The sequence below is a fragment of the Amycolatopsis sp. genome (assembly GCF_035276945.1).
In the GTDB taxonomy this organism is placed as follows: Bacteria; Actinomycetota; Actinomycetes; order Mycobacteriales; family Pseudonocardiaceae; genus Amycolatopsis_E.
Map to the genome: position 1 here is coordinate 100,729 of NZ_DATELF010000177.1, position 26,641 is coordinate 127,369.

23 protein-coding genes and 2 pseudogenes are annotated in these 26,641 nt (G+C 66.7%); 7 read left to right on the forward strand and 18 right to left on the reverse strand.

Going from position 1 to position 26,641, the window contains the following annotated elements; translation table 11 throughout:
• The first annotated feature begins 4 nt into the window (after positions 1 to 4).
• Positions 5 to 397 carry an SCO5389 family protein gene (locus tag VJT49_RS32775; RefSeq protein ID WP_324168853.1) on the forward strand — a complete coding sequence of 131 codons (393 nt, stop codon included), beginning with the start codon at positions 5 to 7 and terminating at the stop codon, positions 395 to 397.
• A gap of 67 nt (positions 398 to 464) precedes the next feature.
• On the opposite strand, the gene VJT49_RS32780 is transcribed toward VJT49_RS32775, so the two are convergent.
• The 12 genes and pseudogenes from VJT49_RS32780 to VJT49_RS32830 form a co-directional block, all read right to left on the reverse strand.
• Positions 465 to 2,678: a heavy metal translocating P-type ATPase gene (locus VJT49_RS32780; protein ID WP_324168897.1), complete on the reverse strand. Its 2,214-nt coding sequence runs from the start codon at positions 2,676 to 2,678 to the stop codon at positions 465 to 467.
• A 331-nt stretch (positions 2,679 to 3,009) separates the two neighbouring features.
• Positions 3,010 to 3,609, reverse strand: coding sequence for a DUF305 domain-containing protein (locus VJT49_RS32785; protein WP_324168854.1), 600 nt, complete (start codon positions 3,607 to 3,609; stop codon positions 3,010 to 3,012).
• Positions 3,610 to 3,684: 75 nt separating this feature from the next.
• Entirely contained in the window at positions 3,685 to 4,092 is a 408-nt protein-coding gene (locus tag VJT49_RS32790; protein ID WP_324168855.1) for a hypothetical protein, read from the reverse strand.
• 59 nt (positions 4,093 to 4,151) lie between these two features.
• Positions 4,152 to 4,601 (reverse strand): hypothetical protein, encoded by a 450-nt coding sequence (locus VJT49_RS32795; RefSeq protein WP_324168856.1) that lies wholly within the window; start codon positions 4,599 to 4,601, stop codon positions 4,152 to 4,154.
• A 22-nt stretch (positions 4,602 to 4,623) separates the two neighbouring features.
• The gene (locus VJT49_RS32800) at positions 4,624 to 5,136 is read right to left on the reverse strand and encodes a DUF2231 domain-containing protein (protein WP_324168857.1); all 513 of its coding nucleotides are present in this window, start codon (positions 5,134 to 5,136) and stop codon (positions 4,624 to 4,626) included.
• An 80-nt stretch (positions 5,137 to 5,216) separates the two neighbouring features.
• A pseudogene (locus VJT49_RS35635) lies at positions 5,217 to 5,395 on the reverse strand (transposase); the annotation flags it as partial.
• 242 nt (positions 5,396 to 5,637) lie between these two features.
• On the reverse strand, positions 5,638 to 6,597 hold the full coding sequence (locus tag VJT49_RS32805) for a PDR/VanB family oxidoreductase (RefSeq protein ID WP_324168858.1): 960 nt from the start codon (positions 6,595 to 6,597) through the stop codon (positions 5,638 to 5,640).
• 99 nt (positions 6,598 to 6,696) lie between these two features.
• The gene (locus VJT49_RS32810; protein ID WP_324168859.1) at positions 6,697 to 7,575 is read right to left on the reverse strand and encodes an alpha/beta hydrolase; all 879 of its coding nucleotides are present in this window, start codon (positions 7,573 to 7,575) and stop codon (positions 6,697 to 6,699) included.
• 33 nt (positions 7,576 to 7,608) lie between these two features.
• Positions 7,609 to 8,523 (reverse strand): catechol 2,3-dioxygenase, encoded by a 915-nt coding sequence (locus tag VJT49_RS32815; RefSeq protein WP_324168860.1) that lies wholly within the window; start codon positions 8,521 to 8,523, stop codon positions 7,609 to 7,611.
• Positions 8,524 to 8,528: 5 nt separating this feature from the next.
• Positions 8,529 to 8,912, reverse strand: a complete 384-nt coding sequence (locus VJT49_RS32820) for a 2Fe-2S iron-sulfur cluster-binding protein (RefSeq protein ID WP_324168861.1) — start codon at positions 8,910 to 8,912, stop codon at positions 8,529 to 8,531.
• 93 nt (positions 8,913 to 9,005) lie between these two features.
• A complete protein-coding gene (locus VJT49_RS32825) occupies positions 9,006 to 9,518 on the reverse strand; it encodes an aromatic-ring-hydroxylating dioxygenase subunit beta (protein WP_324168862.1) in 513 nt (170 codons plus the stop codon).
• Between the two features lie 2 nt (positions 9,519 to 9,520).
• Positions 9,521 to 10,690: an aromatic ring-hydroxylating dioxygenase subunit alpha gene (locus VJT49_RS32830; protein ID WP_324168863.1), complete on the reverse strand. Its 1,170-nt coding sequence runs from the start codon at positions 10,688 to 10,690 to the stop codon at positions 9,521 to 9,523.
• A gap of 352 nt (positions 10,691 to 11,042) precedes the next feature.
• Here VJT49_RS32830 and VJT49_RS32835 point away from each other — a divergent pair, with 352 nt between their 5' ends.
• Genes VJT49_RS32835 through VJT49_RS32845 form a run of 3 tightly spaced genes read left to right on the forward strand, consistent with a single transcriptional unit; the run spans position 11,043 to position 14,911 of the window.
• Positions 11,043 to 13,232 (forward strand): molybdopterin-containing oxidoreductase family protein, encoded by a 2,190-nt coding sequence (locus VJT49_RS32835; protein WP_324168864.1) that lies wholly within the window; start codon positions 11,043 to 11,045, stop codon positions 13,230 to 13,232.
• A gap of 31 nt (positions 13,233 to 13,263) precedes the next feature.
• Positions 13,264 to 13,503: a 4Fe-4S dicluster domain-containing protein gene (locus tag VJT49_RS32840; protein WP_324168865.1), complete on the forward strand. Its 240-nt coding sequence runs from the start codon at positions 13,264 to 13,266 to the stop codon at positions 13,501 to 13,503.
• Positions 13,490 to 14,911: an FAD-dependent oxidoreductase gene (locus VJT49_RS32845; RefSeq protein ID WP_324168866.1), complete on the forward strand. Its 1,422-nt coding sequence runs from the start codon at positions 13,490 to 13,492 to the stop codon at positions 14,909 to 14,911. The genes VJT49_RS32840 and VJT49_RS32845 overlap by 14 nt, the downstream gene beginning before the upstream one ends.
• Positions 14,912 to 14,994: 83 nt before the next feature.
• Here the strand turns inward: VJT49_RS32845 and VJT49_RS32850 are convergent, their stop codons facing one another.
• The 5 genes from VJT49_RS32850 to VJT49_RS32870 all read right to left on the reverse strand — a co-directional run bounded on the left by VJT49_RS32850 (position 14,995) and on the right by VJT49_RS32870 (position 20,503).
• Complete coding sequence (locus tag VJT49_RS32850; protein ID WP_324168867.1) at positions 14,995 to 16,290, reverse strand: carboxylesterase family protein; 1,296 nt, start codon at positions 16,288 to 16,290, stop codon at positions 14,995 to 14,997.
• Between the two features lie 154 nt (positions 16,291 to 16,444).
• A complete protein-coding gene (locus VJT49_RS32855) occupies positions 16,445 to 17,425 on the reverse strand; it encodes an NmrA family NAD(P)-binding protein (RefSeq protein ID WP_324168868.1) in 981 nt (326 codons plus the stop codon).
• 61 nt (positions 17,426 to 17,486) lie between these two features.
• Positions 17,487 to 18,680 (reverse strand): acyl-CoA dehydrogenase family protein, encoded by a 1,194-nt coding sequence (locus tag VJT49_RS32860; protein WP_324168898.1) that lies wholly within the window; start codon positions 18,678 to 18,680, stop codon positions 17,487 to 17,489.
• 9 nt (positions 18,681 to 18,689) lie between these two features.
• Positions 18,690 to 19,184 (reverse strand): quercetin 2,3-dioxygenase, encoded by a 495-nt coding sequence (locus tag VJT49_RS32865; RefSeq protein ID WP_324168869.1) that lies wholly within the window; start codon positions 19,182 to 19,184, stop codon positions 18,690 to 18,692.
• Positions 19,185 to 19,519: 335 nt separating this feature from the next.
• Positions 19,520 to 20,503, reverse strand: a complete 984-nt coding sequence (locus VJT49_RS32870; protein WP_324168870.1) for an AraC family transcriptional regulator — start codon at positions 20,501 to 20,503, stop codon at positions 19,520 to 19,522.
• Between the two features lie 283 nt (positions 20,504 to 20,786).
• Here VJT49_RS32870 and VJT49_RS35555 point away from each other — a divergent pair.
• From VJT49_RS35555 to VJT49_RS32885, 3 genes and pseudogenes are all read left to right on the forward strand, one after another.
• Positions 20,787 to 20,951, forward strand: a pseudogene (locus tag VJT49_RS35555) (hypothetical protein); the annotation flags it as partial.
• A 304-nt stretch (positions 20,952 to 21,255) separates the two neighbouring features.
• Entirely contained in the window at positions 21,256 to 21,501 is a 246-nt protein-coding gene (locus VJT49_RS32880; RefSeq protein WP_324168872.1) for an FCD domain-containing protein, read from the forward strand.
• 682 nt (positions 21,502 to 22,183) lie between these two features.
• Positions 22,184 to 22,987, forward strand: a complete 804-nt coding sequence (locus VJT49_RS32885; protein WP_324168873.1) for an SAM-dependent methyltransferase — start codon at positions 22,184 to 22,186, stop codon at positions 22,985 to 22,987.
• A gap of 192 nt (positions 22,988 to 23,179) precedes the next feature.
• On the opposite strand, the gene VJT49_RS32890 is transcribed toward VJT49_RS32885, so the two are convergent.
• On the reverse strand, positions 23,180 to 26,362 hold the full coding sequence (locus VJT49_RS32890; protein ID WP_324168874.1) for an NACHT domain-containing protein: 3,183 nt from the start codon (positions 26,360 to 26,362) through the stop codon (positions 23,180 to 23,182).
• Between the last annotated feature and the right edge of the window lie 279 nt (positions 26,363 to 26,641).

The following is a 26,641-nucleotide window of genomic DNA, read 5'->3' on the forward strand; positions in this document are numbered from 1 at the left end:
CATCATGTCCCTGGACGTTCCCACCGAGTTGCTGGAACGCGCGGAGCACGGCGAAGTGCGCGACGACGAGTTCGTCGCGTGCGTGCGTGAGTCGCTGCCGTATGCGTGGAACGTGATCAGCTCGGTCGTGGCCGACCTGGACGGCGACACGCAAGATTTCGCGGACAACGCCACCCCGCCGCCGAGTGAGACCAGACGCGGACAGTTGCTGCGCGCCCTGGCCTCGGACGCGATTCGTGGCGGGCTGGAGCGGCATTTCGGCGTGAAACTGGCCTTCCAGAACTGTCACCGGGTCGCGGCGTTCCGGCCGTCCGCAGTGGACAGTGCGAGCTACCGTGACTTCGTCTCCCCGCATGGACAGCTGCTCAACCAGAGCCCGGAGCTGCGCGACTGCTGACCCGTCACGACCGCGTGCGGCCACCGGGGACCGCGCTCCGCGATCACCGCACCCCGGCGGCCGGTGCCTACGACGATCGCGGTAGCGCTCGCTTTCGGTCGAAACCGACGCTGCGGAACCGGCGGAGTCGCAGGCTGTTGGACACCACGAACACCGACGAGAACGCCATGGCGATACCGGCGATCATCGGGTTGAGCAGGCCGAACGCGGCCAGTGGGAGCGCGGCGACGTTGTAGGCGAAAGCCCAGAACAGGTTGCCCCTGATCGTGGCGAGCGTGCGCCGGGAGAGCCGGATCGCGTCGACGGCCGCGCTCAGGTCGCCACGGACCAGGGTGAGATCGCTCGCCTCGATCGCGACGTCGGTGCCGGTCCCCATGGCCAGGCCGAGATCGGCCTGCGCCAGCGCGGCGGCGTCGTTGACTCCGTCGCCGACCATCGCCACCACGCGGCCCTCCTTCCGCAGGCGCCGGACTTCGTCCACTTTGTCCTTGGGCAGGACCTCGGCGATGACCTCCTCGATCCCGACCTCGACGGCCACCGCCCGCGCCGCGGCTTGGTTGTCGCCGGTGAGCAGCACCGGGGTCAGCCCAAGTTCGCACAGTTCGCGCACAGCCTGGGCCGAGGTCGGCTTGACGGTGTCGCCGACCACGATCGCCGCTCGCGCCCGGCCGTCCCAGGCGACGAACACCGCGGTGCGGCCCTGCCGCTCGGCGTCCTTCCTGGTCGCGGTCAGGGTTTCGCCGAGGTGAACGCTCCGCTGTTCGAGCAGCGCGGCCCGCCCCACCAGCACCGCCTTGCCCTCGACGATGCCCTGCACGCCGAGCCCCTCGACGTTGCGGAAATCCTCGACCGCGGGCAGCGCGCCCACCCGCTCGGTCGCGCCGGTCACCACGGCCCTCGCGATCGGGTGTTCGGACGCGTGCTCCAGCGCGCCCGCCAAGCGCAGTACCTCCGCCTCGTCCTCACCGGCGGTGTGCACGGCGATCAGGCTCATCCTGCCGGTGGTGACCGTGCCGGTCTTGTCCAGCACCACGGTGTCCACCGCGCGGGTCGACTCCAACACCTCCGGCCCCTTGATCAGGATGCCCAGTTGGGCGCCGCGTCCGGTGCCGACCAGCAACGCGGTCGGCGTGGCCAGGCCCAGGGCGCAGGGGCAGGCGATGATCAGCACCGCGACCGCCGCGGTGAAGGCCGCCGTGACATCGTGGCCGGTGGCCAGCCAGGCCACCAGCGTGCCCAGCGCGAGAACGAGCACGATCGGCACGAACACCGCAGACACCCGGTCGGCCAGCCGCTGCACGTTGGCCTTCCCGTTCTGCGCGTCTTCGACCAGCTTCGCCATCTGCGCCAGCTGGGTGTCCGCCCCGACCCGGGTGGCCCGCACCACGAGCCGGCCCCCGGCGTTGACCGTCGCGCCGGCCACGGTGTCCCCGGCCCGCACCTCGACCGGGACGGATTCACCGGTGAGCATGCTCGCGTCGACCGCCGAGCCACCCTCGGCCACCACGCCGTCGGTGGCGATCTTCTCCCCCGGCCGCACCACGAACTCGTCCCCCACCCGCAGCGCTTCGACCGGGACCCGCTCCTCGCGACCGTCCCGCAGCACCGCGACGTCCTTCGCGCCCAGCTCCAGCAACGCCCGCAGCGCCGCTCCGGCCCGCCGTTTCGACCGGGCCTCGAAATACCGCCCGGCCAGGATCGCCGCGGTCACCCCGGACGCGACCTCGAGGTAGATCGCGCTCGTGCCGGTGTCACCGGTCGCGATCAGCTCGAAGCCGTGCCGCATGCCCGGCATCCCGGCCATCCCGAAGAACAGCGCGTAAACCGACCACCCGAACGCGGCCAGCGTCCCCAGCGAAATCAGGGTGTCCATGGTGGCGGCGCCGTGCCGCAGATTAGTCCACGCCGCCCGGTGGAACGGCCACGCACCCCACACCACCACCGGCGCCGCCAGCGTCAGCGAAAGCCACTGCCAGTTGTCGAACTGCAAGGCCGGCACCATCGCCAGCAGGATCACCGGCACCGCCAACCCCGCCGAAACCAGCAACCGCTGCCGCAACGAGGCGACCGGATCCTCGTCCACCCGCTCCCGCGTGTCCGGCGGCTCGGGCAGTTCCGCGGAGTATCCGGCGGCCTCGACCACCTTCACCAGTTCCTCGGGCGAGGTGCCGGCCGGATAGGTGACCTTCGCCTTCTCCGTGGCGAAGTTGACCGTCGCGGACACCCCGTCGACCTTGTTGAGCTTCCGCTCGATCCGCGCCGCACAGGAAGCGCAGGTCATGCCCCCGATCGACAACTCCACCCACCGGAAGGGGTCCGGCACTCTGTCTCGGGTCGCCGCGTCTTGGGTCGCCGCGTCTTGGGTCGCTGTGTCTTGGGTCGCTGTGTCCCGGGCCACGGAACTCATCGGTGCCTCCAGAAAGATCTTGCCGGGGTGGCCGCAGGTCATGCCCTGGACGGGGTGGCCGGATCCCGCCATCGGCTTCTCCTTCCCGGGCGAGCCCGAAGTCGACCCTGCCTTTATACCCCACGGGGGTAGGGAATGGCGAAAACCCCGTACCGCGAACGAGGGTGAGAGGCGGTTTCGGTCGCCCCTCACCCTCGTCGCTCCGTCACATGGACGTCAGCAGCTGCCGCATTTCGTTGATCTCGGCGGTCTGGGTCTCGACGATGCTCTGCGCCAGCGCCTTGGCGTCGCTGTTCGTGCCGCCGGCCAGTTCGGTCCTGGCCATCTCGACCGCGCCCTGGTGATGGCCGATCATCATCTGCAGAAACATCTTGTCGAACTCGGCACCCGTTGCCTGCCGCAGCTTGGCCAGGTCGGCGTCGCCCATCATGCCCGGCATGGTGGACACCGGCATACCCGGCATCCCGGACATGCCCGGCATGGCGGCGTTCCACTGGCTCAGCCAGCCGTTCATCTTCTGGATCTCCGGGTCCTGCGCCTTTTCGATCCGGCTCGCCAGGTCCTTCACCTGCGCGTTGGACGCACGCGTGGACGCCAGTTCGGCCATGTCCAGGGCCTGCCGGTGGTGCGGGACCATGCCCTGCGCGAATGCCACGTCGGCTTCGTCGTGCGAAACGGAGGGCGCGGCGTTGCCGGTCATCGCGCTCATGTCACGCCCGCTGTCGGTGTCGCCACCGCATCCGGCCAGCACCAGCGCCGCGACGGCGAGAGCCGTGCCGGTACCCAGAATTGTCCTGTTCAGCATGAATTTCCTTCGATGTCGTGTGTTCGTGGTCTCCAACCGGATTTCAGGCGCGCGAAAGCCGCGCGCCGAGGCCGGTCACAGCCGCAACACACACACCGAAGTCAGAATCGTCCGCCCGTTTCCCGGAGGCGGGTCGGGGGCGCGCGCCAGCGCGCGTGACCAAGCCGATGCACGGTCGCCGGCCCCGCGGGCAAGGGCGATCACCAGCACCAGCAGCAGGGCCGCAGCGGCGGCGAGCTGGCCGAGCACCGCCAGGCACAGATGTAGCCAGTCGTGACCCGCACCAGGGGCGTGCCCCGGCTGCCCCGCATGGTCCGCACAGCATGCGTCAGCGACCATGGCGGAAGCGCTCGTTACCGGCTCCGGCGCCATCGCGTCGTGCATGGGGCTGATGGCGACCAGGTTGTGCATCCCGATCACCGCGAAGGCGAGCGCGACCAGCAACACCCACCGCAGGGCGGCCGGCCGCGTCGAGCAGATCACCCCTCCACGGTAAGGCCCACCCCAGCCCGGTGGATCGGCGGGCTGGTCCGTCTGGTTCCTCAGCTGCCTCCGATGCCGAGGTCCGCCAGCAACACCAGCACGACGGTGGCGACGGCGAGCAGGCCGTGCGCGCCGACGACCGGCACCGGGAAGGCACGCTCGGGCAGGCCCGTCCCGCCCGTGCGTGCCGTCCTCTTCGCCCCCGCAGTCACCGGCGTGCGGCCGGCTTGGTAGGCCGGGATCCACCTGACGAGCATGGTGAATCCCAGGACCGCGACCGGCACCAGCAGGATCAGCGCCACCCAGCCCAGCACGGCGCTGTCGGTGACCAGGTAGACGATCCACAACACCAAGCCGGCGGCGGCCAGGCCGAAGTGCCCGAAGATCAGGCCGGGCGGGAAGGCGCTGCGGCGCGGCCGCCGGGTCCCGCCCCGGGCGACCCAAATGCCCAGCATGACGAAGCCGCCGAGTGCGGTCAGCACCCAGGCGATGAGTGCGGCGATACCCATGATGTCCTCCTCGGCAAGGGGGTCAGGACCGGAAACCCTCGGCCTGCACGGCCTCGCCGGCCACCCGCACGCCGTAGCGGTAGGCGAGCTTGCCGCCCAGGAATCCCGACACGCCCAGCACGGCGATCGAAACCGCCGAAAGCACCAGCGGGCCCAGCCCGACCGGGGCGGGGCCGCCGTAGCCGGCCCGGCGCCAGAAGAAGTTGCCGGCGTAGGCGGCGGTGACCGCCAGGTTGAGTCCCATGTGGACCAGGCCGGTACGGAACGCGACCGTGCCGGCCGGGATCGCGATCAGGTCCAGGAAACCGATCGTCGCGGCGGCGAGCGCACCCACGACGCCGATCGCGATCAGCCACAGCGAGCCCTGGGCCAGGGCGGCGGGCGCGCCGACGATCCGTGAGGCGATGTCGAACACGAGGCTGCACACCCACGCACCGATGGGGACCGTGACCAGGATCGGGTGGAACGGATGCCCGTACGGCCCCGCGAGCGCGGGGCTGACCGGCCGTTTCGCCTGCTCCGCCCCAGCGCTCACAGCCACCTCCCAGCGGCACGCTATTTGACTAATCAATGTTGGTCTTATTGAGGTCCGCCGTCAAATCGAGCAGGCCGGACAACTTCCGCTTTGGGCCACACGGTGCGGATCGCCTCGGGCAGGCCTTGGAGCCCCGTCGCGGCACACAATGAGGATGCCCTCCACTCCCCGGCCTTTCACCTCGGTCAGCACGGTCAGCTGGTAGGCCTTCCGGCTCGCCCTCGGTCGGCCCGATCCACACGCCCATGACGTGCTTGAAGTGACGATGTGCTCGGTGAACAGCTGGCCCGGGCGGCCGAAGCCGTGCGAAGTCGACATTGGGGTGCAGACAGATCTGGATCAGGCCGATCCCTTTGAAAAACCGATACGAAGGTCTGACGATTCAGTACGGCACTGCGGAACCGAGCACGACGCTTGTCGTTGTCCAGCACTTTCCCGTGCGTGTGAGGGAGTCTCCGGGTGACTGGTCCAGCGCGGCAGCCACCTCCTCGGCGAAGTTCGTCACAGATCCAGCACCAGCCGAACCGACTTCGCGCGGCTCACACAGATCATCATGGTCTCGCCACTTGCTCGCTCGCCGTCGGTCAGCACGTCGTCGCGATGTTCGGGCGCGCCGTCCAGCACGGTCACCTCGCAAGTGCCGCAGTAGCCCTCCCGGCAGGAGTACGGTGTGCCGGGCAGGACATCCAGAACGGCGTCCAGCACCGAGCGGTTCGCCGTCACCGTCAGCACATGGCCCGAACGAGCCAGCTCGACCTCGATCTCTTGATCCCCGCCGGCCGGCCCGACGCTGTCGGCGGCCGCTGCGCCGAACCGCTCGATATGCAGGGCACCAGCCGGGAGGTGCTCGGTGCACAACGACTGCGCCGCCTGCAGCATCGGTTCGGGACCACAGCAATAAACCGCCGTGCCCCGTGGGCAACCGCGGATTGCCGCTGCCAGATCGGGCAGTCCATGCTCGTCCTCCGGGACGATGTCGACCGGACCACCGAGCTCGGCCAGTTCGGCGGTGAACGCCATGCTCGCCCGAGTCCGGCCGCCGTAGATCATCGACCATCGCCGCCGCCGCTTGGTCAGCTGCCGGGCCATCGCAAGTAGCGGGGTCACGCCGATCCCGCCGGCGATCAGCAGGTAGTTCTCCGCAGTGCCGAGCGGGAAATGGTTACGCGGGCCGACGACCTTGAGTTCGCGGCCCGCGAGCCCGGTGTCGTGCACCTCGATCGAGCCGCCCCGGCCATCGGCCACCCGGAGCACCGCGACCCGGTACCGCGTCCTGTCTTCGGGGTCCGAACACAGCGAGTATTGGCGGACGAGCCCCGACGGCAGATACAGGTCGACGTGCGCACCCGGCTCCCACGCCGGAAGCTCGGCCCCTTGTGGGTGGCGCAGTTCGACCGACACCACACCCTCCGCTTCGGCCGCGATCCTGGTCACCAGCAACGACTGGAGCGGTGCGGTCATACCGAGCTGCCCGTTCGTCGCGGTCGTTCGACGCCGCGCTCATGGGGTACGACGACGGCCGCCAAGACGGCCTCACGTCCCACCACATCCATCATGTGGTCACTCCGCCTCGGAGAAGAACCGTGCGACTTCCCCGCGGAACTTCTCGCCACGCTCAACCTGCGCCCAGTGCCCGCACCGGCCGAGCACGACCAGGTCGGCATTCGGCATGACTTCCACCAGTTGCAACGAAGTTGCCCGGACCGGGACCACTCGGTCCTGCGCGCCATGAATCAGCAAGGTCGGCGTCGAGATCTTTTCCAGGGTCGTGTACGGCAGTGCGGCCTCGTCGATATGCCGTTGCCGCGGCGGCGGGAACATTCTCGCCCACCGGTCGGCAACCTCGGGCGCCGTTGTCGCCTCGTAGCGCGCTCGTACCAGTTCAGGCGTGACGCGCGAGCTGTCGAACGCCATCAACTCGAAGATCGCGCGCATGTTCGCTTCGGTCGGCGTGTAGCCGTAGAGCTGGTCGACCTCGCGGGTCAACGGGAACGACACTCCCGCCGAACCCATCAACACCATTCGCGCCACGAGTCCGGGGTACCGGGCGGCGATCCCGAGGGAGATACCGCCACCCATCGAATTGCCGACGAGACGCACCGGCGCGAGATCGAGCGCACGCAGGAACGACGCGATGTGCTCCACCCGGTTGTCGTGACTCAGCCCCACTTCGGGCTGCTGTCCGGTCGCGCCGTAGCCCACGATGTCCGGCGCGATCAGCGTGAACTGGCGAGCGAGGTCCGACGTCATGGTGAGTGCCCAGTTCGCACGTCCGGACACGCCGGGACCCGAGCCGTGCAGCAGCACGATCACCGGGCCGGACCCAGCCCGAAGGTAGTGGGTGCGATAGCCGTCGTGCTCGACGGTCGATTCGATCAGCTTCGGTGAAGTGCTGCCGGCTTGGTCGGCGACAACGGAACTGTCGGCTGTAGGGGTCATCAATTCGTCGCTTTCGTAGGTCTGTTGCGGCGCTCAGGTCATCGCCGTCAGGAAATTCTGGGAAATCTTGCGGTCGTGGTAGAAAATCGCCCGGCCCAGCTGGTCGACCGTCCACGTGATGCAGGGCATGTCCGGCGCCGATCGGTAGCCACCGGCGAACACTTCGTTCCGGTTTCCGGTGGGGTCGAAGAAGTAGACGGTTTCGCCGCGCGTCATGCCGTGACGGGTGGGACCGATGTCGATCGGCACGTCGTTCATGGACAGCACGTCCGCGGCATGCAGCACGTCGTTCCAGCTCTCCACCTGATACGCGATGTGATGCAGCCGGCCGTTCTCCCCCTTCTGGACCGCGATGTCATGTGCCTGCTCACCGCAGCTCATGAACGAGACGATCGGATCAGGATTGTCGGGGTCGGCCACGACTCGCTCGGTGACATGGAATCCGCACACTTCGACCATGAACCGCTCCAGGCCGGCGACGTCGTCGGCGGCCAGCGCGAGGTGCGCCAGCCTGGGAGCGCCGACACCGCGCAAGCCTGTGCGCGGCCACGGGTCGGGGTTGAGATTGCCGACCGCGGTCCCGACCGTCTCGATCTCGGAGTAGAACTCGGCGACGTGGCCGCTCGGCAGTACACACCGGAAACCATCCCCGACCGCGGTGCGCTCACCGTCGGACAGGCGTTGCACCGTGGCCCCGAATTGCTGAGCCGCCTTCTCCACCTTGGCCAACGTGTCGTCGTCCCGGACCTTCCAGCCCATCGCGAGCAGTCCGCCGTCGCCGCGCTCGAGCACCAGCGAGTGATGGTCCCATTCGTCCCAGCCCTTCAGATACAGCTGGTCCGGTGTCTCCGCGCTCTTGGCCAGACCGACCACATCGGTGTAATGGTCGTGCGCGCTTGCCAATTCGGTCACGGCCAGGTGCACGTAACCCAATCGCAATACAGTCATCGTGACTACTCCCTTGCCTTACTTCTGGTGAAATCGGAAACAGGTGTCTGTCGCTCGGCATCCCCGCGGCAGAAGCCGATCTCGACCACGGAGGTCACCGGTATCGCGCGACACGCGAGCCCCAGCCGCTCCTCGGTCTCGGCACGCCGGGAAAGTGCCCGCTCTGTGTGCGGCCCGTGCCGGACCTCGCCCCGATGCAACCGGATCAGACAGACCCCGCAGCCACCTCGTCGGCAGACGTACGGCGCCGTCCAGCCGAGCCTGAGCAACGTGTCGAGGACGACCTCGTCGTGGCGTCGGATCAGGACATTTCGCTCGCCGGACACCAGCTCGCCGGGTGCGGCGATGATTACGCGCCGGTCTCCGGGCGAAGAGCCTTGGGGGATCATCGCGAGACCTTTTCGCGGAGACACCGGGCGAATTCATCGGGGAGAACGCGGCCCGCCGTCCCGGTGTTTCGGGCGGAGTTCACGGCACCAACCTCACAACGGGTAGGTGACCGTGTGGGTCAGCAGATCGTTGTCGTGCACGGCCGTGCGGCGCTGGAAACGCCAATCGTCGAGATGGACGAGCTCGTCGCGGTAGGAGCCGGTCGCCTGGATTTCCACCCGGCCTTCCGGGTTGGTCAGGTACACCACGAACGCCGAGCGCACGTTGAGCCGCTCCGGGCTCACCACCGCGATATCGACGTTCCCGACCATCCGCCGGGTGCGGGCCGGTTCGACCGTCCAGTACTTCTCGATCATCTCGGCGCGGTCGAGCATGCTCGACCGGTTGTCGTCGATGACCGCGAGTGGCCAGCCGTTTTCGAAATTCTCCGCCGAGGTCGCGACGTAACGGCCGTCGGGAGCGAACAACTCGATCCAGTCGCGATAACGCCGCTCGTCCAGTGCCGTACACGCCCGATAGAGCAGATGCAGTACCTGTTCACGCAGCTGTGCTACCCCGGTAGGACCCTCGGTCCGGGTCGCCCGGCTGTTCGCTGTTCCGACCACGATCACCACCCCATCCGAGTGCGGTACTCGTCGTAGAAGGCTCGGACGGTGTACTCACCGTCCAGGTCGCCGCTGCGTTCGCTGAGGTCACCCAGCGCCATGAAGCTGGTGCGCACACTGGAAACGCCCTCAGTCGCCTGCACCGCTCCGATGGCGACGACGTCATCGCGGCCGGCGAAGCCGGCGGGACCGAAGAAGTTGCCATAGTCGTGGGCTCGCTTCGCGCGTTTCTCCGGGGACTCACCGTCGAGGCCGAGAGCTACGGTATGCAACTCGACGCAGTCCGTGCCTTTCGGCACGATGTGCCGAACGTTGAGCATGTCCCATTCTTCCAGGACCAACGCGTTCGGGAAAAGTCCGACGACCCGGTTCCAACTGCCCGCGGGTCGATCGTGGCTCTGAAAAAGGGTGAAGTCCCGGAGCTGAAATTTGGCGTTGGCCAGGTGATCTCGCATCGCGTCGTCGGAGAGCGAAACCATTTCCCACCTGATTGCCCCGTGCCCGTTTTCGAAAGCGATGTTCTCGCCGACCTGGTAAATTTTCAACGCCTGGGAGAAATTGTGCAGTAGTGACGCGTGGTAGGCGTCCTCGGTGTTCTCCCAGAAGAGCTTCCAGTTGGCGCGGACCTGAAACCGGTGGTAGCCGAGCACGGTCACATCGCCGCCGCGCAAGATTTCGTCGATGTGCGGCCCGGCATCGGCGAGATACTCGGCGAGCGGTTCCACGTCGTCCGCGAAGGTCGCCCACACCAGGCCGGCGAACGTCTCGACCCGCGCTGCCCGCAACCCTCCCCGGTCCTTGTGCCGCGCGTCCGTGTATTTCTTACGCATCGGAACGCCGAGCTGCCGGCCGTCGTCTGCGAAGACCCACTGGTGATAGGGACACGTGAAGGTCGAGCAATTTCCCCGCCGATCCAACGCGACCAAGGAGCCACGGTGGCTGCAGACGTTTTCCAGCACGTTCACCGAACCGGCCCGCGACCTGGTCATGATCACCGGCAGGTCACCCATCCACGAGCGCCGGAAGTCGCCCGGCTCGGGGACCTCGGCCTCCAGTCCGACGAAGGTCCAGCCGTCGCGGAACAGGCGCCGCATTTCCAACCGGTAGATCTCTTCATCAGCGAAAACACGTCGATCAACTTCCGTCTGGGTGATCTTCGGGTTTGTCTGCACCAGCCAGGTCCTCCTCCGCGTAACCCAGGTCCGTCACGCCGTGGTGACAACTGGATTTTTGTCCCCACGAAAACACCGTACGGGCCGCTTCCGCGATCCGGCAATCCAGATAACGCACGGATTATCCATAAAAGACACGGCGGGCGCGGGCGACTTTTTCAGCGGCACTCGGCGCGGCTCGACCCGCGCCGACGTCATATTGACGCATGCCGATAACACGAAGTACGGTGATGATAATAGGACCGCCAGGCGGTAAGCCGCAGGAACCAGGTGCCGGCGTTGGGGCCCATCGCGGTCGAGATCGTCCGTGATCTCTCGCCGTGGAGCAGGCGTGTGGAGGTGGCACGTGGTAATGGACCAGCCGTCGGCCGCGATCGAGCCGGTCGAGAAGAGGTTGTTCTGCGGAATCTGCGAGGCGTCGTGTGGATTGGTGGCCACCGTGGCGGGGGACGAGGTGGTCAAGCTGCGCCCGGACCCCGATCACCCGAACTCGCGCGGTTTCGCGTGTTCGAAGGGAATTTCTTTCCCGGACGTGCGCAGGGACCCCGACCGGATCCTGCACCCGTTGCGCCGCCAGCCGGACGGCTCGTTCACGCCGGTCTCATGGCAGGAAGCGCTGGACGACATCGGTTCGCGCTTGCGGGGCGTGATCGACGGGCACGGCCGGGAATCGTTCGGCGTATACGGGGGAAACCCCCTCGTTTGGAACTACGCGGCATTTCTGACGGCCTTCGGGATGGCTGCCGCGCTTGGCACGAAGCACTTCTTCAGCTCCAGCTCGACGGACGTCAACAATTACTTCGCGGTTGGCGAGCTCCTGTACGGCCACAACATGTCCAACCCGGTGCCGGATCTCGCGCGCACCGACTTCTTCCTGTGCCTGGGCGCGAACCCGGTGGTGTCGCACGGGAGCATGATGAACGTCGGCCGGGTGCGCGAAACGATGCTCGAGATCACCCAGCGAGACGGGCGTGTGGTCGTGGTCGACCCGCGCCGCACGGAGACCGCCGAGCTGTTCGAGCACGTGCCGATTTACCCGAGTGGGGACGTGTGGTTGCTCGCGGCGATGCTGAAGGTGATTCTTGACGAAGGCCGGTATGACCGCGCGGCACTGGTGGAGATGACCCGCGGACACGAGACGCTGACGGCGCTCGTGAGCGGGGTCGATCTCGAGCGGGCGGCGCGCGAAACCGGTATCGCGATTGAGCGCATCATCGACCTGGCCCGCGACTTCGCGGCGGCACCCTCCGCGGTCGTGTATGGGCGGTGCGGCGCCTCGCTGGGTCCGTTCGCCACGCTGACCAAATACCTGATCGACGTGTTGAACATCGCCACCGGCAACCTGGACCGGCCGGGCGGGTGGTGCTTCGGGCGACCCTGGTTGCCTCTCGAGAAGATCACGGCGCTACTCAAGGTCAACGGGTATGACCGTTGGCGCACGCGGGTGGACGGCATCCCCGAGCTCCTCGGCACCTCGCCCCTGATCAGCCTGCCACGAGAGATCCGCACCCCCGGCAAGGGGCAGCTCCGGGCACTGCTCGTCGTGTCCGGCAATCCGGTGCTCGCAAGCCCCGCGTCCGGCGAGATCGAGAGCGCGATCCAGGAGCTCGATCTCCTCGTCTCGATCGATCCCTATATCAACGACACCAGCCGCCACGCACACTACGTGCTACCCCCGACGCTGTGGCTCGAGCGAGATGGACTCCCGATTTACACGCAGGCATGGGCCGCGGTGCCCTATGCCCAGTGGGTTCCCGCGACCGTCCCGGCGCCGGGCGACGTGCGCGACGACTGGTGGATTCTCGACGAAATATGCAAGCGCATCGGAATTGTGCCGTCACCGGCTCCCGGCGCCCAGTTGCTGGGCCGGTTGGGGATCCGGTTCAAGCCGCCGCTCGTCTTCGACCTCATGCTGCGGCTTGGTCCCGAGGGTGATCTGTTCGGCCTGCGACGGGGCGGACTCAGCCGCAGGAAACTCATGGCGAACACCGGCGGGGTCAAGCTTGCCGACGGCCTTCCCACCGGCGTACGGCACAAGGCGGTGCACCACAAGGATCACCGGGTCCACCTCGACCATCCGGTGATCGCGTCGGAGATGCGGCGGCTGATCGCCGGTCCGGAACGCGACGACCCCGAGTATCCACTGCGCTTGTTCAGCGTGCGCGAGCTACGCTCGCACAACTCGTGGTTGCAGAACGTACCCAAGTTGATGGCCGGTGACCGCGTGCAGCGACTGCTCATCCACCCCGATGATGCCCAGGAACTCGGCATCGACGACGGCGACGAGGTCGAGATCGCCTCCCGGCACGGACGGATCACCGCGCCGGCTCGGGTGACGGACGAGGTGATGCGCGGCTCGGTCGGTTTGCCGCACGGATGGGGTCACCGCGGCGGCTGGCGCCGGGCGGTGGCCGCCGGCGGCTCGATCTACAACCTGCTGACCACGAACGCGCCGGCAGAGGTCGACGTTCCCACGGGCAACGCCGTCCTGAACGGGGTGGCCGTCCGTGTGCGACCTGTCGAGAGAATCCAGAGGTACTGAACCGATGTCCTATGTGATCGCGGCGCCATGTGTGGCCGACTACTCGTGTGTCGAGGTGTGTCCGGTCGACTGCATCAGCCCGGGCCCCGACGAGCCGGGTTTCGACAATGCCGAGCAACTGTACATCAACCCGGCGGAATGCATCGGCTGCCGCGCGTGCGTGGAAGCCTGCCCGGTCGACGCGATCTTCGCCATCGATCGGATACCGGACCGATACGCGCGATACCGGAAAATCAACGCCGACTATTTCCAGGCCCATGGCCGGCGTTGAGGGGCGCCCGCTGCGCGTCGCCCTCGTCGGCAGCGGACCCGCGGGCATGTACGCCGCCGGGCACCTCCTGGAAGGCCCCGCCGGAACGTACGCCGACGGACGCCTGGTCGACCTCGTCGACAGGCCGGTCGAAGTGGACGTGTTCGACCGCCTGCCGACTCCCTGGGGCCTGGTGCGCGGCGGGGTGGCACCTGATCACCCGGACAAGAAGCTCGTCGCCAAGATCTTCGAAGCGACCGCGGCCCGTCCCGGTTTTCGCTTCTTCGGCAACGTCGAGGTGGGCCGCGAAATCCGGCACGGCGACCTCACCGAGTGGTATGACGCGGTGATCTACGCGGTGGGCGCCGCCGGCGACCGGCGCCTGGGGATCCCGGGCGAGGACCTGCGCGGCTGCTGGTCCGCGCGAGAGTTCGTCGCCTGGTACAACGGGCATCCCGACTTCAGCCACCTGCCCTTCGACCTGTCGTGCGAGCGGGCCGTGATCGTCGGCAACGGCAATGTCGCGCTCGACGTGGCCCGCGTCCTCGCGCTCGACGTCGACGCGCTCCGAACCACCGATGTCGCCGACCACGCACTGGAGGCACTGGGCGCCAGCGCGATCCGGGAGATCGTCATCCTGGGTCGCCGGGACCCTTCGCACGCGGCTTTCAACAACCCGGAGCTCGACGAACTCGCCGATCTCCCCACCGCGGACGTGATCGTCGATCCGGCAGACCTGCCAGGTGAACACCAACTCGCGCTCGCCGCTGCCGATTGGACGGCACTACGCAAAATCCAAACGCTGGGCCGAATCGCGGGACGAACCCCCGTCGGGAGGTCCAGGAGAATCGTGCTGCGCTTTTTCACGTCGCCGATCGGGCTGGTCGGAAGCAATCGCATCGAGTCGGTTCTGGTCGCGCGCACGGAGCTGGACCGCGGCCCCGACGGCCGCTTGGTGGTCCGTGCCACCGACGACAAAACGGTCATTCACGCGGGCCTCGCCTTCCGTGCGGTCGGCTACTCCGGTGCCGCGATTCCAGGCCTCCCGTTCGATGAAGGGCGTGGTGTCATGCCCAACTCCGACGGGCGCGTCATCCAGCGCGACGAGGTTCTCGCCGGAACCTACGTCGCCGGCTGGATCAAGCGGGGCCCCAGCGGCATCATCGGCACCAACAAGAAGTGCGCGCGTGACACCGTCCGGTCGCTCATCGCCGACGCCGACGCAGGTCGGCTGCCCACCGCGTCCACGCTCTCGGCCAACGTCGTCGCCGACCTGGTACGAGCGCGCCAACCCGCGGTCGTCACGTTCGCGGGCTGGAAGGCAATCGACAGACACGAACGCGACGCCGGGAAGGTCGCCGGACGACCGCGCGTCAAGCAGACGAGCATCCAGCGGATGGTCGAACTCGCCCAGGGTGGAATGCGCTGATCGAGCAAGCCGCTGCGTAAGAGAATCCGGTCACCGATCGGGGCGCGAGACAGCCGCCCTGATCGGTGACCGGTCCTGGAATTTCACGGAAGGTGCACTAAATCGGCGACGGCGGCACGTAGTTTGCCGCCCTCCGCTTCGAAGAGATCGTCATCGATGCCGTCGAGCAAGTGCGCCCCCACCCAGGCGGCGCGGTTCCCGAAGAGGAACGGCATGTCGAAGCCGTGGCAGCTACCGAGCCCATCCAGTGGACTGGGCACGTCGAACTCGCGCAACTCCGCCCGGATGCCGTGCTCGCGCGCCGCCGCGACGAGTCCCTTCGCGTAATCACCGAAGAGGGATGCGGTCGTGCGCGCGACGAGTTCCGCGTAAGGCGTTTCGTAGGTGGTGGTAGTGCGCCCGAACCCGAGCTGACGTACCTGCTCGGTGGTGATGTCGCGCTCGCGCGAGTTGAAGAAGTATGCGCCGGTCTCGTCGTGAGTGAAGGTGACCAGCAGGTCCGCCACATCCAACGCTTTGGCGACACTGCCCGGATTGTCCAACCAGTCCGGGACCCGTGCGTCCACCGTCGGCAGCAGGCAGGTCGGGCCGACCGATCCGAACCGGACGTGTTTCTTCATGACCTGCTGGTGGCTTCTCAGCAGGCTGTCGACGGGCACGGTGCTCGGGTCCGCGCCCTGCAGATTCTCAATGACCTCACCGCTGAGGGATTCGGTGCGGCTCCGGCTCGAGGCCGGAATTCCGGGGGTGCTCATGAGAAGCAACCGTCGGATCAGGCCCCGGGATTCGGGCAGCACCGCCAGGATCTGTGCGTAGAAAGCCCCCGCCGACTGACCCGCGACGGTCAGATTTCCGGGATCACCGCCGAACAGGCCGATGTTCTCCCGCACCCAGATCAATGCCTGGAGCAGATCGTCGACAGCGCGATTCGCGTCGTCACCATCCGGCCCGGTCACCAGATGGGCCAGCGGCCCCAGCCGGTAGTTCGTCGTCACGACCACCATGTCGCCCTCACGGGCGAGCCGGCCACCCGAGTACCACGGTATCACGCCGCCACCCGAAACGAAGCCGCCGCCGTGAATGAAGAAGAGTACCGGCAGGTTGGCCGCACCGGACGGCATCCACACGTTGAGCAGAAACGCGTCTTCCTCTTGCGGGTGCTTGCGGCAGGCGGTACCCAGCAGCGTGTCGAGCCGGCTGGGAAGTTGTGGAAACATCGCTGGGAAGTTACGGAGATCTTGTACGGAATCATGCGCCGCCGGCGCGACAGGATCGAAGCGTCGTCCGTTCGCCAGGTTTCCATAACGGATTCCGCGGAAAGCAGTGCGCCCATCGGATTGTTCGCCGACGACCGCTCCGGTGGTGGTTTTCAACACCATCGCACCTCTCTTTCAGCTGGTTGTCGTGGAGGTACGGACCGTGCTCGAACGTCCGGCGACGACAGGCATTGCGGCGGGCGGGGTGGCCTGTCGACGGGAAACGAATATCGATTTCCGACGGCAGGCCACAGGTCAAGCCACGCTCAGCCCGAGCTCACCGCCGCAACGCCGACCCCTCCGCGAGATAGAAGTGCCTGTTCTCCTCGATCCATTCGCGCAGGGTGCGAGGCTCCCGGCCCAGCAGGTGCCGCAACTCATCGGTCACGATGAACAGCACTTCCTCCTTCTGCTCGTTCTCGGAGAAGGCCAGCAGCCAGTCGAGTGCGCTGGGACCGAACTGCGCCTTGAAGACCTCCCCGAGTTCCGCTTTGAACGTCTGCGGATCGTCCTCGTAGGCGATGTCGACGCCCAGAACCTCCGTCATGAGCGCGGCGACCTCCGAGAACCGGATCCGCTCGGTGCCGGTGATGTGACGCACGTAACCGTCGTGCTCGCGGCTGTGCGGCTGAAGCAGCAACCGGGCCGCCGCCTCGCCCACATCGCGAGGGTCGACGAACAGTGAGCTCCGGTCATAGGGAGCCGCCAACACCCCGCGGGTCAGCAGCGAAAACCCCCACACCGTGAGAAAATCGTCCATGTAGTTGGCGAAACAGTTCAGAAAGGTGACCGGCAGACCCGAAGCGTTCAGGACCGCCCGCGCCTGCTGGTACTGCAACGACGGCCCCGGAAAGTCGCGCAGAGCGGGGCGTAGGTCGTTGATGCTGTTGATTCCGATCGTCACGCCGGTGAGCTTCACCAGGTGTGGTTGCGTCCCGGCCGCGTGGGCGGCGGCACTGACGTTGATCACCGCCTGTCGCTCGTCGATCCTGAAGTCCGGTGTGATGATGAACGCCGCGTCGACACCGTCGAATGCGGAAACCAGACTCTGCAGGTCCGTGTAGTCGGCCTGAACCACTTCTGCCGACGGAAAACTGGCCTTCAGTTCGGCGGCCTTCTCGGCAGAGCTCGTGGCGAGCCGCAATTCAGGTGCGGGCTCCGCTGCTGTGATCGTCGCCGCCGCGGGACCACCGACGTGGCCACTGGCGCCGAACAGCAAAATTTTTTCGGGAGCGGGTCGAACATTCGTCTTCGTCAATTTTCACCCACCTAGAAATTCGTGACACCTATTGGATCGGTTGACCCGGTGCGCTTTCGGCCTAAACAAGCGTGGCAACAGTTTCCTTATTGCCGGAAAGCGATTTTCCGTATAACTCGTAGCCCAGCATGGGGGTGAGCATGCCGTGCCGGGTGCCGGTGTTGACGTCCCGCCACATCCGTTGCAGGGGGTTGACTTCGGCGAACGTGGCGGTCCCGTGCGCGTTGACCAGGATCTGCACGGCCTCGCGCAGCTGCTGGCAGGCAAATCCGACCGCGGCGCGGATGCGGGTGTGATCGACGTATTCCAGCAGCACACCCCGGGTGGCGGCGTCGTCGAGTTCACGGGCCAGCTGCGCGGCGAACAGCCGCGCTGTGTCGATCTTGAGCGCCGCCTCGGCGACCTGGATCTGGAATCCGGTGGACGCACTCTGCGACGGGAACGTGCTGTAGGCGATGCCGCGTTTGTGGGCGAACTTCAGTACGTGTTCCAGTGCTCCTTGGGCCACTCCGATCGGCGTGCCCAACAGGCCGAGCACCAGGCTGGGGGCGAGCGGAGTACGGTAGAGCGTCTCGTTCGGATACTCGGTGGCGTAGGTACCGGTCATCGCTTTGGTGACCGAGAGGATGCGGTGGTCAGGCACGACGTAGTCCTCGAGCACCAGGGTGTTGCTGGCAGTGCCGCGCATTCCGACGACGTTCCACGTCTGCACGACGGTGCCGGCCGTGACCGGGGCAAGAGCGAACGCGATCTCCGGGGCGGCCGGGTCCCCGCCGATCGGCATCGTCAGCAACGCCCAGCCCGCCTGTTCCACACCGGACAGGTAACCCCACTGGCCCGAGATGCGATATCCACCGTCGACCCGAGCCACTGCGCTCGGCGGGGATTGCGAAGCGCAGACGCCGATGTCGGGGTTGGTCTCCCAGACATCGCGCTGAGCCTGTTCGCAGAACATGCCCACCAATACCGCCGTGGCACTGATGTTCTGGGCGACCCACGCCGTAGATCCGCACCCTCGCCCCAGTGCCTCGCTGATTGCCAGCAATGTCTGGAGCTTCTGCTGCTCCCCACCGAACCGCTTGGGAACACACACCCGCAGCAACCCGGCACCAACGACCTGCTTGAAGACCTCAACTGGCACATGACCGCCGCGATCGACGTCCTCGGCATGTTCGGCCAGCGCCGGCACCAACGCCTCCGCGGCATTGACCAGCCGTAACGCATCGGCATCCAGTCCGACATGCAGTCCGTTCATGGTGCTCACCTATTCCGCGAGGTCGGACGGACGCGTGCCGGGGGCACCGAGAAACCTGACCCCGTATTTCATGGCGATCTCCCCCAGCTTTGCCAGCATCTCCGGACCGAGTTCGACCTGATCGGGCAGTCGACGCTCGGTGGCGGGCGCCGCGATTTCGCGCACGTACCCTTCGAATCCCGCCGGCGAGGTGATCGCCAGCCAGTGGGCCTGGTGATCGGAACTCACCCGATAGCAGTGCGGGACATTTCGGGGCATCAAGGCGTAGTCGCCCTGCTCGAGGACCCGCTTCTGGTCACCCACCCACACGGTCATCTGCCCTTCGGAGAGCAAGAACGCCTCGTCCTCATCCGTGTGCAGATGCAGCGGAACCTCGTCACCGGGCGGCCCGAGCATCTCGAAAATCGCATATGCGCCGTTGGTCTGCTCTCCCCCGGCGATGATATCGACCAGATTCCGCGCGAACCACACCGTATCCCGCTCACTGGCGGTGACCACGACCACCGATCCCTGATTATCCGCCATGAGAAACTCCTCGCACGTCAGAGCAGACGACCGCTCGTATTTTCCTTCAGGAGGCCACCTTACAGCTTTGCCCGTGTTTGCGATATCCCGATAACGTCAAGGATGTCCAGAATACGAACAACACCGGGAAATGCGGGTTTCCATAAAACAGGACCGGGCCGAGTGTCGCACGGCAGGATACCGGCCCGGGTATTCATGATTTTTCGGCGGAAAGCTTGATTCTATTTTCGCAGGCCAGCACCTTGACCAGAATCTCGCCAGCTGCTTCATCGTCGAACGAATGATGATCCGCGGTACCCGAATCCGGCTTTCGGCTACCGCCTCAGCGTCTGCGACGGCGACTCACCGAACCGTCGGCGGTACTCCACCGAGAATCGCCCGAGATGCCTGAAGCCCCAGTTCAGGGCGATGTCTGTCACGCTCGCCCCGGCCGCGGGATCCGCACTTGCCAGCGCATCGCGGGCCCGGTTCAGGCGTATTTCGCGCAGGTAGGTCATCGGCGAGCAGCCGATCGCGTCGTGAAAGCTCTTCTGCAGAGCCCGCACGCTCACCCCGGCGCCGGCCGCCAGTTCCTCGACGGTCAGCGGAAATTCGGGGTTGGCTTCGATTCGTTCCAGGACACGCTTCACCGAGCGCGGGGCCGCGGGCGTCTGTTCTGCCTGCAAGGCCGCGGTGTAGTTATGACGCTGCGCGAGCAACAGACCGGTGAGAATGGCACTCTCGACCTGCGCGGACACGAGTGGATGCTCGAGCAGGCCTCCGGTGCGCCGCGTTTCGGCGAGCAACAGGTCGAGCGCGGCGCGCCAGCTTCGGCTCCGGCTCGTCCGCAGGTCCATCCCGAGCTCGAATGTCACCGGCTCGCGCACCGGTCGGCCGATGAGCGACTGGAGATGGCGCCGCAGGTGATCCGCATCGACTCGGAGGGCGACCTTCACGCAGTCCGGCGCCAGCCGCATCACGCAACCCCGGCGAGGGTCCGGCAACGAGGCAACGTCGGGTGTCGCCACAGTCCGCTCCCGGCCGGATACGACAATCGCGCTTCCCCGCAGGGGCCACTGGATGAGGTGAAACGGCCGCTCCGGCGGATCCACGTCGATCCTGACGGCGGCGCCGTATTCGAGCCGCATCAAAATGATCTTGTCGATGCTGGTCGCGCTGAATTTCGCGGCCAGGCCTGACGCTTCGAGCAAGCCGACTCGATGAGTTGTCAAGACACTCGACACTGCTTCCCGGACGCGGTCGAGATCATCGGTTTGGACGAGATACTGTCGCGAGACCGATGGAGCGGTGAGTTTCATTCTGTTGTCTCCCTGGTGGAGGAGCCCAACGGCACCCCGATCCTTTCGAGCGCCGACGGGGGTGCCGACCAGAGGCCCGGCCGCACCGCCAACGTCATCGACCTCCGCCCGACTCCACTGCCGATCTGCGACCCATATCATAGTAATTTTGTCGACAGGTTTCAAGATATTTCGGAAGAATTCATGATCAAAACGGATTCTGCCTGGTCGGCGACCTACTTCGAGCCATATCCTGCAGGTAGGATTGAAGACCCGGGAAACGATTCCCACCGAAGGGGCACCGATGGGACGACAGAACGCATCAGGTGGGGAATCGGCGTCGCGCACGTCACGCGCGCAGCAGGTTGCCGGTGCGATCGAAACCCAGATCCTGGAGAACCGCCTGACCGCGGGGACACGGCTCGGGCTGCGCACCGAACTCATCACCCGATTCGGCGTGAGCCCGTCGGTGATCAACGAAGCGCTCGGCATTCTTCGTGAACGCGGCCTTGTCGAAGTCAAGCCGGGCCCGAACGGCGGGGTCTTCGTGCCGAACCCGCCGCCGCAGGTGCGCCTCGGCGGCATCGACGTGTGGTACCAGGGATTGAGTGTCGATCCGGAGCACCTGTTCGAGGCACACCGCTATCTCGACACCCTGTTCGCCACGGTTGCCCTGCAACGCGCTGTCGTGGACGACATCCGGGCGATGGAGTGGGCGCTGGAGGAGATACGCGCTGCCCAGCAGGATGCGCAGGCTTTGCCTGGGCGCCACCATGCGGCTGCATCTCGCCATCGCTCGAGCCTCCCGCATCGAGGTTCTGGTCGGTCTCTACCAGTCGGTCACGACCATGCTGACCGCGGCCATGACCAAGGCGCGATTCGTCCCGGGGATGGAGGACCGTCGCCGCGGCCATATCGAGCGGCACGCCGACCTGGTGGCCGCGATCCGAGAGGGCGATGCGATCAACATCGAGAAGTTGCCGACCCAGCACGGAGAGGAAATGGTCCGCATCGTCTGAGTGCGACCGGGACCGGACGACGCACGACGCGAACTGACCACACTCTCATCGACCGCCTTGACCGAGCAGGCGTGTGAACCCTCGAGAGTGGCCGGCAAAGTGTTCGCCGACAATCAAGATACCGGGCAGCGGTTAGCGGTCGAAGAAAGTCTTGCCCGGGGGCAGTGGGCGCCGTGCTGCAGGGCGATCGCGAAGTGACGCTCCAGGCATCCGCTGCTCCACGCCCGCCCGGGATCGAAGACCCACGAACACCTCCTGGACTCCCTTCACCTCGCCCTCACCACACTGCTCACAACACGCTCGAAAGCCCGTTCCGCCGGCAAGGCCGGCCGAGAAACAGCGAAGCCCGGCTGGCACTGATCACGATCGGTGATCTGGACTGGGCCTTTGGGGTGGCTCCTTACCGCCGATCCGGTTGTACCGTGGCGCCGGGCGAGCCTCTCACCGTCAGTGACGGCTTGACCGTTACTGACGCTTCGCGTCACCCGTTCAGATCTCGAGGCCCTGACGAGGTTCACCTGGTTGTAGGCAGTGACGGGCAAATAGTCCCCGTACGAGGGTGTTGTCCGCCCCCGGATCGAACGTGGGGGGACTGGGGTACTGCCGCTCACCGAGGCACGCGGGTTACGATTCGCCGCTGAGGCACGGGCGACGAGAACAGCATGACGACAAGGGGCCAGTAGTGGAATCGTTTCCAGCTCCCCGGCGTGCGGATCTGGGCACCCTCGCCCGGGTTCGAACCCTCTGGTTGGACGGATCCGTCCAGCTCACGGAGACCGAACGCGCCTTCGAAGACGTCGTTCTCCTGGTCGCGCCGCATATCCCGCATCTCGTGCGCGAGCAACACGCCATGCTCGGCCGCGTGGTGCGATACCTGGCCGGTCAGGGAATCAGGCAGTTCCTCGACCTCGGCTCAGGCCTTCTCACGTCCAACCATATCCATGACATCGCCCAGGCAACCGACCCCGAGTGCCGCGTGGTGTACGTCGACAACGAACCCACCATCGCCGCCGACGGCACGGCTCTCGTAGCCGGAAACGATCGAGTGGCCTATCTGTGCGCGGACATCCGGCAACCGAAGCACGTCCTCGCCACCACGGAGACGCGGCGGCTTATCGACTTCGACCAGCCCGTCGCCGTGCTGCTGATCGAGACGTTGCTGCACATCCCCGACTCCGACAACCCCGACGCGATGGTCTCCAAGTATGTCGAGGCCACAACGCCCGGCAGCTACCTGGGCATCTCCCAGTTCAAGGAAGGCCAGGCACTCCGGGAAGCGTTCGCGCGCGAAGCCCGCATGTTCGGCCCCACACACCCACCGGTGACCCTGCGCTCGCCCGAACGGCAGGCCGACTTCTTCACCGGACTCGAACTGGTCGAACCCGGCATCGTGCCCGTGCAACTCTGGCGCCCCGACGAAGGCGACATCATCGACCGCAACCCCGAACTCACCGAGGTCTACGCCGGGCTCGCCCGCAAACCCTGAGCCCACCCATCGGCACTGCATCACGCGGAGCCATCGAGGAAGCCGATCCCATATTCGGCTTAGAGAAGGTCGTCCGCACCCTGGTCGGGCCGGTGAGACTGGGCGCGGCCCAACCAACGCGATACGAGAGTCAGAAGGCACTTTCTCCGTCGACACGCCGAACACAACCACCGCTTTTTCGGCGGATCCAGGCTAGGTGTCCGCTATGACGAAGCTGCCCTCGCCCAGTGATTCGGCGTCACGCACTTGCAGGCCTCTTGTCGCGTGGATCGTGAGGTTCGTCATCCCGGCCAGCGGGCGCAGGCTGACCGTGGCCGGGCCTTCCAGCCACAGCGTTCGCAGCGAGGTGAGCCCCGACAGCGGTGCCAGATCGGGGATCTCCGGAACTTTGAGCCGGATCCGCTCGAGCCGGGGCAGCCCGCTGAGCGATACCAGGCTGGACAGCCGCGTGTCCACGACGTCGAGTCGGGTGAGCGCGGTCAGCGCCGACAAAGGACCGGGACCGATGGTGCCGCACCTGCTCAGCGACAACCGCTCCAGGCTTGGCCAGGCGCGCAACCCGTGCAGATCCCGCAGGTTGACGCACTTGTGCAGGCCCAGCTCCACCGGCCGGGTCAGGAACGACAACGGGTCGAGATCGTGGAGGTCGGCAACCTGGCTCAGCCAGAGCGAATGCAGGTGGCCGAGCCCGGACAACTCGCGCAGCCGCGTGGCGCGATCGACCCACCCAAGGCCGAGCTTGGTGAGCGCTGGCAGGCGGGCGAGCGACCGCCAGCCGAAACTCGCGACGCCGGAGGTGAATTCGGTCAGGCTCGGCACCTCCGCGAGCGGGGCGACATCCACCGGGCCGGTTGTGAATGCATCGCTGAGGGACAACCGTTCCAGGTGAGTCCCGGCGAGTGGGTCGAGCTGATAGCCGATGCGGTCGGCGATCACGAGCGACCTCAGGACGGTCAGTGGCCGGACGAAGTCGAGCCGCCCGAATCCGTCTTCGAAGGTACAGTCGAGCGAGGTCAGGTTGGCGAAGTGGGCCAACGCCGGCAGCACGGCCGGATCCCGGACCATCAGCTGCCCGTCCGGCAGCGGCAACCGGGCCAGCACCCGCTCGGCGTACTCCTGCGGATCGAACCTCGGCCACGCGGCGATGAGTTCGGAAACCACGGTGGGTTCGCCGGAATGGCGATAGCGAGTGAGGGCTTCGAGCGCGTCCGGGCCGCCGATCAGGGAAACGGTGCGCACGACGGCCTGGGTGCTCCGCTCGTCTGTCGGCGGACGGGCGGCGAGCAGGTCCAGCACGATTTCCCCCGCGCAAGCGAGCTGCGGCGCCAGCGACAGTTCCGCGGGCGGCAACAGGTCTGCCGTGCGACGGTGGATCTCTTGGCGCAACTGGTTTTTGAGTTCGGGTGATGTCTCCAGGCAGGCGAGAGCGAGCAGGTCCAGCTTGATCCGTCGACCGCTGTCGGTGTTGCCACCGAGAAGCCCTTTGAGCAGCTTTTCCCGCTGACCTGGGCGGGCGTGCCCCGCCGACATCACCACGACCTCACGCCACTCGTCGAGATGCGCATTCGAAATCAGAACACCGATGTCGTCGTCCTCGACCGCGGCTTCGGCGGCCAGATACTCCTGAAAGGTGCGGTGGACGAAGTCCACTCGCTTGGGCACCGGTTCACGCAGCACCCCGCCCCGGTCCAGCAGGTGGCGGTACACGGCTTCAGGCGTCGCCTCGATCTGGCCCATCGAATTGAGCTTGGCCTTGATCCTTGCCACGACATCGGTCTTCGCGGCGTCGGTGTGCCCGTTGCGGACCATCCAGTAAGCCAGGTGGCGTAGCAGGACCGCCTTCTCCTGAAAGGACAGTTCCGGGTCGACCTTGACGCGCCGTTCCGCGTCGCGGCGACCCAGTAGCATCCGAAGCGCCACGTCGTAGAGCTCGATGCGGCTGTCCGGCAGTCGCGCGTGGCTTTCGCGATGCAGCGAACACAGCAACGCGCACAGCAAGGGATTCTGGGCGATCCGGCGAAGGGCGCTTCGCTGCGCGATGGCGGCGGCGAGCGCCTCGGCATATCGATCGAGTTCGGCTCGCGACACGTCCTCGTCCGCGCGCACCGCGGCATGCCAGCGGGCGATGAACGTGCGGATGTCCTGGGGCGTCATCGGCTGGAGGCGTACCTCGGTGAATCGCTCGTCGGCCAGCCAGCCGTGCTCGACCGCGGCCGGCCGGGTGGTCACCACGTAACGGGCATGCGGAAAGGCGACGATGAGCTCGCGCAACCATTCACGTACTTCTTCGCGCCGATGTTCCGCGACCTCGTCCAGGCCGTCCACCAGCAGCACGGCGAGACCGCTCCGGAGTTGCTGCTGCACCCAGCTCGGCGGCATCTCGTCGGCGATGTGGCGGCCAACCTCGTCGAGGAATTTACGGGGCTCCGGCAGCCGCGTGCGGCCGTAACGGCGAAGGCGGATCAGAAAGGGTTCGAGATCGGCCCAGCCGTCGATTTTCTGCAACTGCCGCCGTGCCGAGCGAACCGCGAGCCACTGCAGCAGGGTTGTCTTGCCCGAGCCGGCTTCACCGCGCAGCAGAATCCGGGAGGAGTGTGGGAGGACGTACTCGATCCGGTCGGCCGAAGCGAGTTCGTTCCGCTGGTCACTTGCCTTGTCGGTGGTAACGCTCAGGCTCAGGTAGGCGACGGAAAGCGGGTAGAGCCGGGTCGCCGCCGCCAGTCCCGCACCGAACAGGGACATCCGGTCGAGGGTCGCGATCACCTGCCGGTGGAAGTCCGCGGCGAAGTCGTCCTTCGACCGGCGGGCCGGGAGCACCGCCAGCGCCGACCGCACCGCTTCGATTATCTCCGTTTCGCGGCGGAGAATGGTGATCAGCGCACCGGGCTGGAATCGCGGCAGGGTGCTGGTGATCTGCACCAGATACGCGCAACATTCCCGGAGAATTGCGTGGTAGAGCTCGATCGCGTTGCCGGAGAGCAGCCATTCTTCGGGGAGGCCCGGCGCGGCGCGGAGCAGGTACCGGTGCAGGTAGGCCGGATCGAGGTCCGCGGTGAACAGATCGTCGTCGGTCAGCGCCGTGCGTTCGAAAGTCTCCCTGACCGCTTCGGCGGTGGCAGCGCGTTCGTTCTCCGTCAGGTCCCGGTACTCCACGTCGAGGAAACGCAGCATCCGGTCGGCCACCCGCGCCTCCAGATTGGTGAACAGGAGCCGGATCCTGCGACGCTCGTTGAGCCCCGGGACCTGCTTCTCGAGCATGGTGAGCGCACTGGCGGCGGCGTCGGCGGCGACCGTGCGATCACCGAGCCACACCTTGGCGGCGGCCTTCACCACCGCGGCGGTCAGGGCGATAGCCGCCGTTTCCAGCCCACTCACCGGGTACCCCTCCTTCGCCGGGCGCAAGTGGTAGCCATCGGCATCCCCCGTTCGAGGCTCTTCCGGGCGTGCTGGTAGCTCACGTCCCCGCTGGGTTCCGCCGGACCTCCCTCCTGGCCGGGAGGGAGGCGCGGCCCGCCCAAAACCCCGGCCATGGCCCGGTGCCAGGCGTGGCGAGCATCGGACCGGCGAGCGCCATCAAGCCGTACCCGAGCCGAAGGTGCTCATGTCAAGAGTGGACGGCCCGGGTCGGCTCGATCGACGCCGGCAAGCCGGCCA